Source organism: Pseudomonas sp. NFACC32-1 (genome assembly GCF_900101215.1).
In the GTDB taxonomy this organism is placed as follows: Bacteria; Pseudomonadota; Gammaproteobacteria; order Pseudomonadales; family Pseudomonadaceae; genus Aquipseudomonas.
The window spans coordinates 145,163-159,704 of record NZ_FMUL01000012.1; the positions used below are offsets into that span (position 1 = coordinate 145,163).

The window sequence follows — 14,542 nt, forward strand, 5'->3', positions numbered from 1 at the left end:
GTCAGTCGACCGTGACCTGACCAAGCGCCGGTTTCTTTTCCCAAGCCTGATTCTGCGGTGCATAGACCTGGGTGAAGCGCACCGGCGGCAGGTTGAACTGGCCCTTCTGGGAGAAGCGCACCAGATGCCGCAGGCGCAGTTCGCCACTGAGGGCATCCACCGGCACCGCGTAGGCCATCTGGCCGGGTTCGAAGCGGGCCTTTTCCAGCGAAGTCGGCTCGCTGCCAGCCTTGCCCAGCAACTGGATGCCCCAGGTGGTGCGCTCCACATCGGCACCCGGTGGCAGCGGTACTTCGAGCATGCCGTAGCGCAGCGGGGTCGGCGCCTTGCTGTTGATGATCACCTCATCCAGATAGAGGCCGTCGCTGGACAACGGCTTGCTGCCCACGGATTCGAGGGTGAAGGTGTAGGCATCGACACCCGGCACCAGGCGCGACAGGCGACGGGTGATGGACACCGCCATCGGTGCCATCGGCGGTTGCTGGCTCTGGAAGCTCAGCGCGGCCTGCAATGGACGCTCCTGGGCGCCGCTGAGGGTCAGCACGGTCGGGACTTGGGCGCCTTGCCACTGCCAGTAGGTTTCCCCGGTGGCGCCTTGTCGGGCTTTCCAACCCTCGCCTGGGGTCAATGCCACGGCCGGCGCAGCCTGTTCGATGCTGCGTTGCAGCCAGGTCAAGGCCAGGGCCCGTTCCAGGGTCGACTGTTGCGGCAGCAGGCGTTCCAGCAGGGCGGCGGAGCGTGCCTGATCGAAGGCTTGCAACGACGCCAGCAGCGCCTCGACGAACGGCTGCGAGCTGACATCCAGTTGCTGCTGGGCAGCGGCCAGCTGACGGTTGAAGGCGTCCGGCAGCGGCACCTTCGCCTGGCGGGCCAGGGAGGCGGTCAGTACACGGGCACTGGCCAATCCGAGGGCCGAATCCGGGGCGCTCATGATCAGGCTGTCCGCGCCATCCTCCATCACGCTCCCGGCGCTGCCCTCGCCTGCCTTCGCCAGGTCTTCCATCAAGCCGCTGAGCAAGGTGTTCACCGGCAATTGCATCTGCCGAGCGAACGACAGGATCAACGCACGCTGCAACAGCGCAGTGTTGCCCGCCTGCTTGGCGTAGACCTCCAGCACCCGCTGCCAGTGTTCCGGCGGCAGGTTCAGGTCCAGGACCTTGCTGGCGTGCCAGTCGGCGTAATAGGCGTAGGCGGTCAGGAAGGCATCCGGCTCCCCTTCCTGGCCCCACCAAGTAAAGCTCGCCGAAGGACCGGCCATCTGCACCAGGCGCAGACGGCTGTTCTGCATGACCAGGCGCAAGCGGTCGCGGGTCTGCGAATCCGCGGCCAGGGTCGGGTAAGCGATGCTCAACGGCAGCAGACGGCTGGCAGTCTGCTCGACGCCGCCGTACGGGTAGCTCAACAGGTCGTCCAGGGCCGAACGGAACAGCGCTTGCGGGCTGTCGTCCAGGCGCAGGCGGATATCGCTGGCATCTGCTGGCAATGCCAGTGGGGTATCCCCCGTGGCCACGTCGAGGCGCTGGTTCTGGGTGACTTGCCAGCCATTGCCGCTGGCGTTCAGGCGAACGGCCAGGGCGTCCTGGGTTTCACCGTTCAACTGCAACTGCACGTCCAGGTCGCCGTTGCTCAACGCCAGCGCCGGCAGCGCGACATAGTTGATGCCGTGTTTCAGCTCGGCCACCACGCGTTGTTCAGTGCCTGCGTAGCGGATCAGCAACTCGGCCTTCAGCGGCTTTTCCGACTGGCTGAAAGCGAACAGGCCCAACTGCGGCTTGTCGCCGTTGCGGAACCGGGTCGGACCGCTCCACTTCAGGTACAGCGGCTTTTGTGAAGCGATGAACTGCTTTTTCTGTCCCACTTGGCCGTCGTCGGAAATGGCACGCGCGGTGATGCGCCAGCGCGTCAGCGAGTCCGGCATCTTGAAGGTGAAACGGGCCTTGCCGTTGGCATCGGTTACCAGTTCCGGCTGCCAGGCGGCGGTATCCACGTCCTCGCGACGTGGTCGCTCCAGCACCTTGACACCACGCTCGCTGCGGTTGGCCTTGCCCGGTGCGCCGGGGCTGCCCGGCAACGCGACGTCGTAGCTGATGAACGAGAGGCTGGCGCTGGTGCGTACGTTGTTGCGCCGCGGGTGATAGAAGAACTGGTCGATGGTCGGGGCCACCTCCGGTTGCAGGGCATAGACCATTTCGTCCACGACGCTGACCGTCAGGTGGGCCGGTATCGCCTTGCCGGCGAACTGGGTGCTCAGGTCGACGGTCACCGTGTCACCGGGCCGGTAAGTGGCCTTGTCGGTGGTGACGGCGACGTCGATCTGTGGCGCGACCACCTTGATGCCAGCATTCTGGAAGCTGTATTGGCCGCCCTTGGTGTACAGGACCGAGAAGGTCATGTTCGGCGCGAAGGCGTCCTTGACCGGGATGCGCGCGCGGTATTGGGTGGGGCTGAGGCTTTCCATTTTCAGCCAGTCGCCTCCCTTCGACAGCAGCGCCGTGGCCTCGACCTTGTCCCGCTCCAGGGACAACAGTGCGTCAGTGACCGGCTCAGGGAAGGTGATCAGCGCCAGCGCTTCGTCTCCAGCCTTGTACTCGGGTTTGTCGAGGACAATCTCCACGGTACCCGGTACCGCCTTGACGCCTTCGCCGGTCACCGAATGCCCGGTGGCGCCAATGACTCGACCATGGTCATCCTTGAGCGTGAGGTTATAGGTACCGGGCCGCTCGAAGGCCAGGCTGAAGCCCTTGTCCTTGGCCGTCAGCTTGCCTTCGCCCGTGCTCTGGTCTTCCAGTCTCACCCAGGCGTAGCCGGCCGGCGTCACGGCTTTGCTCGGCTCGTTGCCGCCTTCGTTGACATAGCTGAAAGCGACCTTCTCCCCCGCCGCACTGAAGCGCTGGGGGGCGCTCAGGCGAAAGTTCGCCGCGCCACGGTCGATGAGGATTTCCTTGGTGGTCTTGACCCGATAGGCCGCGCCATCGCTGGCGAATACCGTCAGGGTGTAGCGACTCGGTTTGTCGGCGGCCGGCAGGTCGAGGGTCGCGACGCCCTGCTCATCGGTGGTCACTTCGCTGCTGGTCAGCTCCACCGGGAACTGCCCCAGGTATTGCAGCTCGTTGTCCACCATCGACAATTGCTGGGCCCGCAGGCTCAGGCTCACGGTAGCGTCGGCCACCGGCTTGCCGTCCGGATACAACAGCACCAGCTTGCCCTTGACCGGCTCGCCCGTGCGGTAATCCTGCTTGTCGAGGTTCAAGGCGATTTCGAAATGCGGCTTGATGTACTCGGCCACGCGAAAGGCGCTGCTGTAGAGCTGGTCCTTGTAGCTCAAACGCAGCTCGTAACCACCGGCCACGGCGTTTTCCGGCAACTGGAAGCGTCCCTGGGTACCGGCCTTGGCGTCCAGCTTCAGGGCCAGGGTCTGCAACGCGGTGCCGGTGGCATCCAGCACGCTGACGTTGACGTCAGCCGCCGCCGGCTGCACCGAATCACGGGCATTCTTGAATTCGCGGCCGACGATCTTCAGCGACACCCAGTCTCCAGGGCGATACAGCGGCCGGTCGGTGAAGGCGTAGAGCTTGGTGTCGTAGATTTCGCTGTCGTAGTAGAAGTTCTCGGAGACGAATACGCCGCCCTCCTCGTCTTCGCCAATGACGAAGGAACGCTCGGGGCTGACGTGCTTGAGACGCAGCAAGCCGTCTTCATCGGTGGCACCGCTGCTCATCACGCCCAGGCCATCGGTCCAGAGCACGTTGACCTTGGGCACCGAACGACCTTCATGCTTGCGCGCGGCCCAGACCAGCAGTTCGTCGCCGGCGATCTTGCTCACCGCCACGGTGTTGGAAACGAAGACCATGGTGGTCGCGCGATATTTGCCGATCAGCGCCTCCACCAGATACAGGCCAGGCTTGAGCTGCCCCAGGGGAATATAGACGTTGCCCGGCGCGACGCTGACGAACTCACTGGAAGAACCGGCCAGATTGACGCCTGCCGGCGGCTGGATCGGCTTGGCCTGCCACAGCGGGTAACGGAACTGGCTGACCACCGGCAGGCCCGGGATCAAGGCGAATTGCGGCGAGGCCTCGTAAGGCGTCGGCGCGACCATCGCATCGCCCATTTTCAGCTCGGGCACTTCTTCGGTGACCTGTTGGCGGGACTCGTAGGAGAACGCCCGCTGCATCACCCGACGTGACTTGCGATACCAGTTGTCCCACAGGTACGCGAGGGTATTGGACAGGCCTTCGCCCTTGAACTGACCGTCGCTGACCACCCGGTGCAGGTTTTTCTGGCGCTTGAGGAAGTCCAGGGGTTTTTCGATGCGATAGACCCGGATGTCGGCGCCGCCGTAGGGCTCCATGCGGAACCGGCGATAATCGCGGCCCGGCGCTTCGAGGCGAACCATGGCCTGCTCGTCGCTGGCGAAACTGCTGTCGGCCAGCAGGAAAAAGCTTTCACCGGCCACGGGTGTGTAGCCGCTGGGCTCCACGGTGTCTTCGGCATTGACGACAGGGGCCAGCAACAGGGCAAACAGCAGGGGCAGTTTCGAACACAAGCGCAGCATGCGGGCACCGGTCATTGGGAGAGAAAGTTGAGTCGATAGACGCCGATGAAGTTGGGGTTGGCTGCGTCGGGTATCCATCGGGTGTCCTTCCAGTTCATGAGTTGTTGCAGGCTTGCGGAGCGCATGCCGTTGTCGGTAGGGGTAGTGGTGCCGGTGTGATAGGCGATGTAGCGGCCCATCCAGATCATCAGGTGCTGGTCGTCGCCCTGATCGAAGAACATCAAATCGCCGGGGCGGGCCTGAGTCACGTCACGGCCCACGAGGCGACTGTTGAACTGGATCAGCTTGATAGCGTTGACGTAGGGCCCGACCTTGCCGCCACCCTGCTGCCACTGCTGGGCCAGGCGTCGCTGGGCGTCGCTCAGCTCGAGCTCCGGCGGCAGGTAGCGGTTGGACATGCCGTTGCTGCGCAGCCATTTTTCGTTATGGACCTTGAGCGCTTCGTTGGCGGCGAAACGCACCAGGCCGGCACAGTCCTGCTGGTACCAGCGCGGACTCGGGCCACGACTGAGCTGTTCCTGGGCGATGCGCACGAACCAGGCACGAAAGACCTGGGATTGCTGGACATCCAGGGGCGGCGTCTCGACGGCGAACGCCGGTCCGCCCAGCAGCAACGCGAGCGTCAGCACCCAATGGCGATTGCGGAGCAGTCCGATCACAGCGCTTTCCATTCCAGCGGCAGCCATTGCCAGTGGCCGTCCGGCTCGCTGCCTTCGGGCAGCGTCAGGGCGTACTTGCCATAACCGCCGAGGGTGCGCAGTTTCGGGATCAGGTAGGTCTGCGCGGCGTTGTAGAACACCGGTTCCATGTCCTGGGGCAGGCTGTCCAGGGTTTCACGCTGCATCAGTTGCGCCATGGCGTCCGGGCCGAAGTAGACAGGCATCAGCACATCCTTGGGCAAGACGTCGGCCATGGGCGGGAAGCGCTTGTCGAGCGTGCCGAGGGCCTTGTCCACCAGCTTGTCGTCCAGGGAAAACAGCAGGGTGGAGCCGTGACGCGCCAGGCTGACCCGCATGAAGGCCTTGCCGGTGATGGATTCGGGCTGCAGCGAGTCCTTGGCCAGGTAGGGGCCGAAGTTGGAACTCACCTGGCGTTGCCAGTGATGCATTGGGCCTTCCTGCTTCTCCACGACCGGGAACGCGTGCTCGGCGACATTGTTTTCATAGGCGCCCACCATCGAGCCGAACAGGCCGCCCAGGTCGGCGTCGAGCTTGCCGTCGTCCGCGTTCAGGCTCGCTACCAGCAGCGGTGTGTACAGCCGCGAATCGGCGTACCAGCACAGGCCCGCCGCGCCGGCCATGTGTTCGGTCATGGCCTGGGCGGCTTTTTCATCGGCGCCGAGTTTCACCAGCAGCGGCTTCTGTTGTTCGGCCGCCAGGGGCAAGGACACGCAGGCGCTGGCGCCCATGGGCATGGCTTGCCAGATTGGCTTGAAGTCGAAGTCCGGCTGGTTCTCCAGCTCATCCAGGGCCAGGAAGCTGTGCCAGCCCTTGTCGTCCATGTCGAAACGCACCCCGGCGAAATTCGGGATGAAACGCTGGTAACCCATGGCGAGGACGCTGGCATTGACCGCGATGCGTTGCTTGACCTCAGGCGCCCTGGGCGGCAGGCCGAAGGCTTCCGGAAAGAGTTTTTCGCCACTGAGCAAGGCTGCCAGGGCGGTCGTCGAGACACTGCCGCGCTCCTGCGAGGGCCCGTTGGCCGGGTCATAGAGCTTCGTCGGGTTGGACAGCACCACCAGTTTGTCGCCATGGGACGCGAAGACCAGTGATTTGCTGGCGTTGTAGCTGAGTTGATAAAGCGCGACCTCATCGCCACCGACCTTCAGGTCGCTGAGCTTGCTCAACTGCGTGTCGTCCAGCGCGACTTTCGCCAGGGGCTCCAGGACCTTGGCCAATCCGCCGCGATCCATCACCAGCAGGAAATCCTTGAGGCGACCATCGGCACCACGCCACAGGGCCACGTCGGCCGGCTGGTCGAACAGTTCCTCGATCAGGCTGTCCTGCAACTTGAGGTCATGCTCGTAGATGATCCGGCGCAGGCTGCCAATCAGCCCGAGGCGGTCGGCATGGGCCTGGTAATAGAAGACGAAGTCCTCGGTGAGCGTGGCCTTGAGAAATGGCACCGCCAGCAGATCCTTGGGCAACTGGCTCAGGGAGTGGGCCTCGAGCAAGCCATCGGGGCGACTCAGGCCGAGCTTTTCCAATGCCAGCGCCATGGGCGGCGCCTTGGGCTTGTTCATGAACCAGCCCAGCCCGGCAGCCACACCGGCAACCAGGCACAGCCCGATCAGCATCGCCGGCCAGCGGCGCGCAGGTTTAGCGACAGGTGTCGGCGTGGTCGGGGAAGCAGTGTTGTCGCTCATATTCACAAGGGCCTATTCATCCGTGGAGCGGGATACTTAATAGTTGAAAGTCTTGACCAGCAGCAGGTCGCCGATGGCGCGCAAGGGCACGACGAAGGTCTCGCGTTTTTCATCGACAGTGTTTTCGTTGAGCACCAGGTTGATCTGGGAAGTGATCACCTCGTTCTGGTTGCTGGTTTCGTCGAAGTTGTAGCCGCCGCTGCCGTAGTTACCCCAATAGTTGACGTAGACCAGGTACGTGCCGTGCATCGGCGCGGTCATGGTGAACATCTCGGGGCCGGGGCCATCGACGCCATCCGGGTCGAGGCCGCCGCCATTGGTCAGTGCCGGGCGACCGAAGAAGGCATGCTGGCCGTCGGGTGTGACGATATGCAGATCCAGCTCGGCCTTGGGATCGTCCCAGCCCAGCACTACGCGAATCTGCGCCGGCGTTCGCAGGTTGTTGGCTTCATAGAACTGCACGCGCTTGAGGGACTTGCCTTCTGAGCTGCGCACCTCGACGCTGTTGGAGCCAGCACCGAACGCGTAGGGCCGGCCAAAACGCCCCTCATCGTCGGTATAGAGATTCAGTGGATTGCCGTTGACCGCCAGGCTGTGGGGTTGTCGGGCCGTGCCGATGTCCTTGAGCCGGCCTTCGATCATCGTGCGATTACGCTGCACGCCCCGGTCGATGGGCGGCGTGGGATAGGCCACCTGCGGGTTTTCAGTGCGATCGAGCAGACCGTTGAAGCGCCAGCCGCCCACCGGCTCCGACATCTCGGCCGCAGGCTCCGCCCACACCAACGATGCGGCCATCAGCGCGATCAGCAATGAAAGAAAACGCATGTATGCCTCCTGCCATGCGCAACGCAACCTGGCGCCCTTCCTCGGCGCATTGATTATCTTTTTTCAGGTTTCGTCAGGAGCCCGCCATACGGGGGCTGTAGATGGCGCGAAGGTTAGCGATTCGGCGCATTATTCACAATCGGGGAACGCGTGATTCTGTGTGGGAAATCACGTCTTGGGGAGAGCGTGAGCCGATTAGCGAAGTTATTCGGCTCAAGAAATGAGCCGAATAACGTTATTATTCGGCTCATCCCCGGTATGGACAGGCTCATGGAACCCTATTGGATCTGGCAACAGCCCGACTGGCCCAACTTTCACTGGCAGCCCGAAACATTGGCGGCTCTGCTACGCGAATGCGTGCAAACCCAAGGTCAACTGCTCGGCATGACCGGCGCTGTCACCGCGTCGCTCAACGCCCAGAACGAATTGGATGCGTTGTTGCAGAACATCGTGACCTCATCGGCCATTGAAGGGGGAGCAATTGAATGTGGGCTCGGTGCGGTCGTCTCTGGCCCGACGCCTGGGCCTGGAGCGGGCCAGTGACACTCCGGTCAGCCCGCGCAGTGAGGGCCTGGCGAACCTTTTGCTGGATGCTACCCGACACTTCGGCCAGCCCCTGACCGTCGAGCGGCTGCTTGAATGGCACGAGTGGCTATTCCCTGAACAGGCGAGCGACCTGGCCCATCAGCACATTCGCGTAGGTTCGCTGCGGGGAGACAAGCCAATGCAAGTGGTCTCGGGCAGATTGGACCGTCCCACTGTTCATTTCGAGGCCCCGCCTCGCCAAGGTCTCGAACAGCAACTGCAAACCTTCCTCGACTGGTTTGAGGCCAGCCGTCATCAATCCGGACTCGATCCTTTGTTGCGCGCCGGTATCGCCCACTTCTGGTTTGTCACCCTGCATCCGTTTGACGATGGCAACGGGCGCCTGACACGCACCCTCACCGATCTCGCACTGGCCCAGGGCGAAGCCCAGGCGATCCGTTTCTACGCCATGTCCGTGAGCATTCTTGATGACCGCGCTGGCTACTACCGAGCACTTGAAAGCGCTCAGAAAGCCACGCTGGATATCACCGATTGGCTTACCTGGTTTTTGCGGACCCTGTCGCGCAGCTTGCACAAAGCCATGGCCCAGATCGAAAGCGTGTTGGGCAAGGCTCGATTCTGGCAGGTTCACCGCGCCTCGGGACTCACCCCAGAACAGACCAAAGTGCTGAACCGGTCGCTCGATGGTGGTGAACAAGGTTTTGAGCACGGTATCAGCGCAGCGCAGTACCAGGCCGTGGCCAAGGTTTCCAAGGCAACCGCAACCCGACACCTGGCGAAGTTGCTGGAAAAAGGCTGTCTGGAGCGATTACCGGGAGGTGGACGCAGTACTCGGTACCGAATCAATTATCTAGCTGCGTGAGACTGTGTTTGTGGTAAGCGGATGTTGCTGCGGCAAAGACACGCCACAGAGGAACACTCCCCCTCCAGCCCTGTCCTGATTTGCCCCGAACCCCCATGTCTGCTAGTGTCGCGCCGGTTTAACAGTCAACCGGAATAGCCGCCATGGCCCGCAAAAAAGCTGCATTGGACTTCGAACAATCCCTGGCCGACCTGCAAACGCTGGTCGAACGGCTGGAGAACGGCGAATTGTCGCTGGAGGACTCGCTGACCGCCTTCGAGCAAGGTATCGGCTTGACTCGCGACTGCCAGGCGGCGCTGGCCCAGGCCGAGCAGAAAGTGCAGTTGCTGCTCGAACGCGACGGGGAATTGGCCGAAGAGCCCTTCGACGCGGAACAGCCTGAATGATCGGCGCGTATCAGGCCAGCAGTCAGGCCCGGGTCAATGCTGCGCTGGAGACGTTGTTCAACGCCCCGAGCCCCGAGCTGGCCCGCCTGTATGAAGCCATGCGCTACAGCGTGATGAACGGTGGCAAGCGCGTGCGTCCGTTGCTGGCCTATGCCGCCTGCGAGGCACTGGGCGGCCAGGCCGAGCAGGCCAACGGCGCGGCGTGCGCGGTGGAACTGATCCACGCGTATTCCCTGGTCCATGACGACCTGCCGGCCATGGACGACGACGACCTGCGTCGCGGCCAGCCGACCACTCACAAGCAGTACGACGAAGCCTGCGCGATCCTGGCCGGCGATGGCTTGCAGAGCCTGGCATTCAGCGCCCTGCTGGACCCGGCCCTGAGCGATTGCCCGGCGCAGACCCGCCTGGACATGGTCAGTACCCTGGCGCACGCGGCAGGGCCCGCCGGGATGGTGGGAGGCCAGGCCATCGACCTCGGCTCGGTGGGACTCAAACTCGACCAGAATGCCCTGGAACAGATGCACCGGCACAAGACCGGCGCACTGATCGAAGCCAGCGTCCGGCTCGGCGCCCTCGCCAGCGGCCGGGCCACCCCGCAGCAGTTGCAGGCCTTGCAGGTCTATGCCCGGGCAATCGGCCTGGCATTCCAGGTGCAGGACGACATCCTCGATGTGGAAAGCGATACCCAGACCCTGGGCAAACGCCAGGGCGCCGATATCGCCCGGGACAAACCCACCTATCCGGCCCTGCTCGGCCTTGATGTGGCCAAGGCCTACGCCCTGGAACTGCGCGACCAGGCCCTGGCCGCGTTGCGACCGTTTGCCGCGGCGGCCGAGCCGCTGCGCGATCTGGCGCGATATATCGTCGAGCGTCGCAGCTGATCACAGGTAGCCAAGTTCCGGCCAACGCGTGGGCAGTTGGCGATGCATGAGGTAAACTGCCGCCTCTTTTATACCTATAACGATTCGCCTGATGCCCACGACGTTCCAAGAGATTCCCCGCAAACGCCCGACCACGCCCCTGCTGGACCGCGCTGCCACGCCGGACGGCCTGCGTCGGTTAGGTGAAGCCGAGCTGGAAACCCTGGCCGATGAGCTGCGTCTGGAGCTGCTTTATACGGTCGGCCAGACCGGCGGGCACTTCGGTGCCGGCCTGGGCGTCATCGAGCTGACCATCGCGCTGCACTACGTCTTCGACACGCCAGACGACCGACTGGTGTGGGACGTCGGCCATCAGGCTTACCCGCACAAGATCCTCACCGGTCGCCGCGAGCGCATGAGCACGCTTCGCCAGAAAGGCGGCATCGCCGCGTTCCCACGGCGCTCCGAAAGCGAGTACGACACCTTCGGGGTCGGTCATTCCAGCACCTCCATCAGCGCTGCCCTGGGCATGGCGATTGCCGCCCGCCTGCAGAACAGCGAGCGCAAGGCCATTGCCGTGATCGGCGACGGCGCGCTGACGGCGGGCATGGCTTTCGAGGCGCTGAACCATGCGCCGGAAGTCGACGCCAACATGCTGGTGATCCTCAACGACAATGACATGTCGATCTCGCGCAACGTGGGCGGGCTGTCCAACTACCTGGCGAAAATCCTCTCCAGCCGCACCTACGCCAGCATGCGCGAAGGCAGCAAGAAGGTCCTGTCGCGCCTGCCCGGCGCCTGGGAAATCGCCCGTCGCACCGAGGAATACGCCAAGGGCATGCTGGTGCCCGGCACGCTGTTCGAAGAGCTGGGCTGGAACTACATCGGCCCCATCGACGGCCATGACCTGCCCACGCTGATCGCCACCCTGCGCAACATGCGCGACCTCAAGGGGCCGCAGTTCCTGCACGTGGTGACCAAGAAAGGCAAAGGCTTCGCCCCGGCGGAAGTCGACCCCATCGGCTACCACGCCATCACCAAGCTCGAACCGCTGGATGCACCGGCTGCCGCGCCGAAAAAGGCCGGCGGTCCGAAGTATTCCGCCGTGTTCGGCCAGTGGCTGTGCGACATGGCGGCAGCCGATCCGCGCCTGCTGGGTATCACCCCGGCGATGAAGGAAGGTTCGGACCTGGTGGCGTTCAGCGAACGTTATCCACAGCGTTATTTCGACGTGGCGATCGCCGAGCAGCACGCCGTGACCCTCGCCGCCGGCATGGCCTGCGAAGGGGCCAAGCCGGTGGTCGCGATCTATTCGACGTTCCTGCAACGCGGCTATGACCAACTGGTGCACGACGTCGCGGTGCAGAACCTGGACGTGCTGTTCGCCATCGATCGCGCGGGCCTGGTGGGCGAAGACGGCCCCACCCACGCCGGCAGCTTCGATCTTTCGTACCTGCGCTGCATCCCCGGCATGCTGGTCATGACGCCGAGCGATGAAAACGAGCTGCGCAAGATGCTCACCACCGGCCACCTGTTCGATGGCCCCGCAGCGGTACGCTACCCTCGTGGCAGCGGCCCGAACGCGACCATCGAAACCGACCTGGAGCCCATCGAGATCGGCAAGGGCGTGATTCGTCGCCAGGGCAGGCAGACCGCCCTGCTGGTGTTCGGCGTCCAACTGGCCGAAGCCATGAAAGTGGCACAGACCCTGGATGCCACGGTGGTGGACATGCGTTTCGTCAAACCCCTGGACGAAGCCCTGGTGCGCGAGATGGCCAGTCATCACGAATTGCTGGTGACCATCGAAGAAAACGCCATCATGGGCGGCGCCGGCGCGGCGGTCAGCGAATTCCTGGCCCGGGAGAATATCCTCAAGCCCGTGCTGCACCTGGGCCTGCCGGACATCTACGTCGAACATGCCAAGCCTGCGCAGATGCTGGCTGAGTGCGGGCTGGACGAGGCCGGGATCGAGGCGTCGGTGCGCCAGCGGCTACAGCTGCTGGGCCTGTAAGTTCAGCCAACACAAACTCCCTGTGGGAGCGAGCTTGCTCGCGATAGCGGTGTGTCAGCCAATGGATGGCTTGACTGATCTTCCGTCATCGCGAGCAAGCTCGCTCCCACAAGGGTTTGTGCAGACCAGAAATATCCGGAACACCCATGAAACTCCGCCTCGCCCTCACCCTGACCCTACTGCCAACCCCCGAACTGCTGGCCGACACCTTCGAACGCGAGCAGGCCCTGAAACTGCCGGACGTGGTCATCAGCGCCAACCGCCAGGTCGAGGCGCGCAATGACAGCAGCGCTGCCAACACAGTCTTCACCCGCGACGATATCGACCGCCTGCAACCGGCCAGTGTCACCGACCTGCTCAGCCGTGTGCCCGGCGTGCAGGTGGCGCCCCAGGGTGGGCGCGGCAGCCTGCCGGGCATCTACATTCGCGGCACCAAGTCGGCCCAAAGCCTGGTGCTGGTGGATGGCCAGCGCATCGGCAATGCCACCTCCGGCGACAGCAACCTGCAGCGCCTGGACATCAACCAGATCGAACGGGTAGAAGTGCTGCGCGGCTCGCGCTCGGTGATCTACGGCGCCGACGCGGTGGGCGGGGTGATCCAGATCTTCACCCGACGCGGCAATGAACCCGGCCTGCAACCGCGCCTGCACCTGGGGGCCGGTAGCCACCGGACCTGGGAGCGCAGCCTGGGCCTGTCCGGTGGGGACGAGCGGACCCGCGTCAACCTCGGCGCCAGCCTGACTGAAACCGCCGGGGCCAATCGCACCCATGACTCCTATGGCAGCGACCGGGACCGTGACGCCAATCGCAACCAGTCCTTGAGCCTGAGCTTGAGCCATGTCATCGACGAGAACGTGGAAGTCGGCCTGAACCTGCTGGATAACCGCGGCAAGAACGAGTTCGACAACCCGTTCGGCCGCTTCGACCCGACTGCATTCGAATCACTGCTCCAGCAGCCCTACAGCGATTTTGCCGTGAGCAGTTTCAGCAGTTACGTGGATGGCCGGATCAACGACGCCTGGAAATCCCGCCTGGAACTGGGTCACAGCGAGAACCGCGAGAAGACCTTCGACAAGCTCAGCGATGTCCGGGAAGTATTCAATACCTACCGTGACTCGCTGACCTGGCAGAACGACCTGGCGCTGGATGCTCGCAACAGCCTGATCCTGGGAGGCGACTGGTACCAGGACCGGGTCAACAGCAGCACACCGTTCGACGAAGACAGCCGCTGGAACCGCGCGGCGTTTATCCAGCATCGTTTCCAGGCTGAAACCTTTTCCACCGAACTGGGCCTGCGCCGCGACCAGAACCAGCAATTCGGCGGCCAGAACAGTTGGAGCGCTACCGCCACCCTGCCGGTTGACCCGCGCAACGACCTGCTGCTGACCTACAGCGAAAGCTTTCGCGCGCCGACCTTCAATGATCTCTACTACCCACAATTCAGCAACCCGGACCTCAAGCCCGAGACCGCCAGAAGCTACGAGCTGCAATGGCGTAGCCAATTGGCCGATAACACCCGCCTGGAGGCCTCGCTGTACCGTACCGACCTGCAAGACGCGATCATTTTTGGCAGCGACTCACGTCCCCAGAACGTCGCCTCGGCGCGCATCGACGGGTTTGAAATGGCACTCCTGCAGGACTTTCACGGCTGGCAAAGCAACCTGGGCCTGGCGGTGATCGACCCACGGGACCGGGACAGCGGCCACACCCTGGCCCGTCGCGCCCGCCGGACCTTGAGCCTGGACCTGGACCGGCAATTCGACCGACTGGGCCTGGGTGCCACCTGGCAAGCGGTCAGCAGCAGCTATGACGACGAAGGCAACCGCAACACCCTCGGCGGCTATACCCTGCTCGGGCTGCGCGGCAGCTGGGCACTGACCCGGGAAGTGAAGTTGGAGATGAAGGTGGATAACCTGCTGGACAAGGCTTACAGCCGGGCGTTGTACAGCCATGAAGGTGGGCAGTATGGGTATCGGGAGGAAGGTCGGGCCTGGTTGTTCGGGGTGACTTGGACACCGTCACTCTGATCCACGATCTTCAGTGCCGGCAGCGCCCCTTTCGCGAGCAAGCTCCCACGGACCTGGGGCTGGCAAAAAATCCAACATGCCATGCATTGCAAAACGCCCATG

At 63.6% G+C, this 14,542-nt stretch carries 8 protein-coding genes and 1 pseudogene; 5 read left to right on the forward strand and 4 right to left on the reverse strand.

Features of this window, described 5'->3' with window-relative positions:
• Position 1 precedes the first annotated feature (1 nt).
• From BLP99_RS18675 to BLP99_RS18690, 4 genes are read right to left on the reverse strand one after another with little or no spacing between them, the layout of a single operon-like run.
• Positions 2-4,570, reverse strand: a complete 4,569-nt coding sequence (locus tag BLP99_RS18675) for an alpha-2-macroglobulin family protein (RefSeq protein ID WP_092181401.1) — start codon at positions 4,568-4,570, stop codon at positions 2-4.
• A complete protein-coding gene (locus BLP99_RS18680; RefSeq protein ID WP_072458873.1) occupies positions 4,567-5,226 on the reverse strand; it encodes a DUF1175 domain-containing protein in 660 nt (219 codons plus the stop codon). The genes BLP99_RS18675 and BLP99_RS18680 overlap by 4 nt, the downstream gene beginning before the upstream one ends.
• Positions 5,211-6,920, reverse strand: a complete 1,710-nt coding sequence (locus BLP99_RS18685) for a DUF2138 domain-containing protein (protein WP_072395605.1) — start codon at positions 6,918-6,920, stop codon at positions 5,211-5,213. Before BLP99_RS18685 ends, BLP99_RS18680 begins: the two co-directional genes overlap by 16 nt.
• Before the next feature lie 36 nt (positions 6,921-6,956).
• Positions 6,957-7,745 (reverse strand): YfaP family protein, encoded by a 789-nt coding sequence (locus tag BLP99_RS18690; RefSeq protein ID WP_076406154.1) that lies wholly within the window; start codon positions 7,743-7,745, stop codon positions 6,957-6,959.
• A gap of 270 nt (positions 7,746-8,015) precedes the next feature.
• Between BLP99_RS18690 and BLP99_RS18695 the strand changes: the two are divergent.
• From BLP99_RS18695 to BLP99_RS18715, 5 genes and pseudogenes are all read left to right on the forward strand, one after another.
• Positions 8,016-9,153: pseudogene (locus BLP99_RS18695) on the forward strand (Fic family protein).
• A 143-nt stretch (positions 9,154-9,296) separates the two neighbouring features.
• Positions 9,297-9,539, forward strand: coding sequence for an exodeoxyribonuclease VII small subunit (locus tag BLP99_RS18700; protein ID WP_072395599.1), 243 nt, complete (start codon positions 9,297-9,299; stop codon positions 9,537-9,539).
• On the forward strand, positions 9,536-10,423 hold the full coding sequence (gene ispA / locus BLP99_RS18705; RefSeq protein WP_072395597.1) for a (2E,6E)-farnesyl diphosphate synthase: 888 nt from the start codon (positions 9,536-9,538) through the stop codon (positions 10,421-10,423). Before BLP99_RS18700 ends, ispA begins: the two co-directional genes overlap by 4 nt.
• A gap of 91 nt (positions 10,424-10,514) precedes the next feature.
• Positions 10,515-12,413, forward strand: a complete 1,899-nt coding sequence (gene dxs / locus BLP99_RS18710) for a 1-deoxy-D-xylulose-5-phosphate synthase (protein ID WP_092181404.1) — start codon at positions 10,515-10,517, stop codon at positions 12,411-12,413.
• 146 nt (positions 12,414-12,559) lie between these two features.
• Complete coding sequence (locus BLP99_RS18715) at positions 12,560-14,440, forward strand: TonB-dependent receptor domain-containing protein (RefSeq protein ID WP_092181406.1); 1,881 nt, start codon at positions 12,560-12,562, stop codon at positions 14,438-14,440.
• Positions 14,441-14,542: the final 102 nt, after the last annotated feature.

What these genes read in the sequence shown, in the direction of transcription:
- ispA (WP_072395597.1), top strand. Translation starts at nt 9,536, where the DNA reads ATGATCGGCGCGTATCAGGCCAGCAGTCAGGCCCGGGTCAATGCTGCG.
- BLP99_RS18700 (WP_072395599.1), top strand. Translation starts at nt 9,297, where the DNA reads ATGGCCCGCAAAAAAGCTGCATTGGACTTCGAACAATCCCTGGCCGAC.
- BLP99_RS18715 (WP_092181406.1), top strand. Translation starts at nt 12,560, where the DNA reads ATGAAACTCCGCCTCGCCCTCACCCTGACCCTACTGCCAACCCCCGAA.
- BLP99_RS18690 (WP_076406154.1), bottom strand. Translation starts at nt 7,745, where the DNA reads ATGCGTTTTCTTTCATTGCTGATCGCGCTGATGGCCGCATCGTTGGTG.
- BLP99_RS18680 (WP_072458873.1), bottom strand. Translation starts at nt 5,226, where the DNA reads ATGGAAAGCGCTGTGATCGGACTGCTCCGCAATCGCCATTGGGTGCTG.
- BLP99_RS18675 (WP_092181401.1), bottom strand. Translation starts at nt 4,570, where the DNA reads ATGACCGGTGCCCGCATGCTGCGCTTGTGTTCGAAACTGCCCCTGCTG.
- BLP99_RS18685 (WP_072395605.1), bottom strand. Translation starts at nt 6,920, where the DNA reads ATGAGCGACAACACTGCTTCCCCGACCACGCCGACACCTGTCGCTAAA.
- dxs (WP_092181404.1), top strand. Translation starts at nt 10,515, where the DNA reads ATGCCCACGACGTTCCAAGAGATTCCCCGCAAACGCCCGACCACGCCC.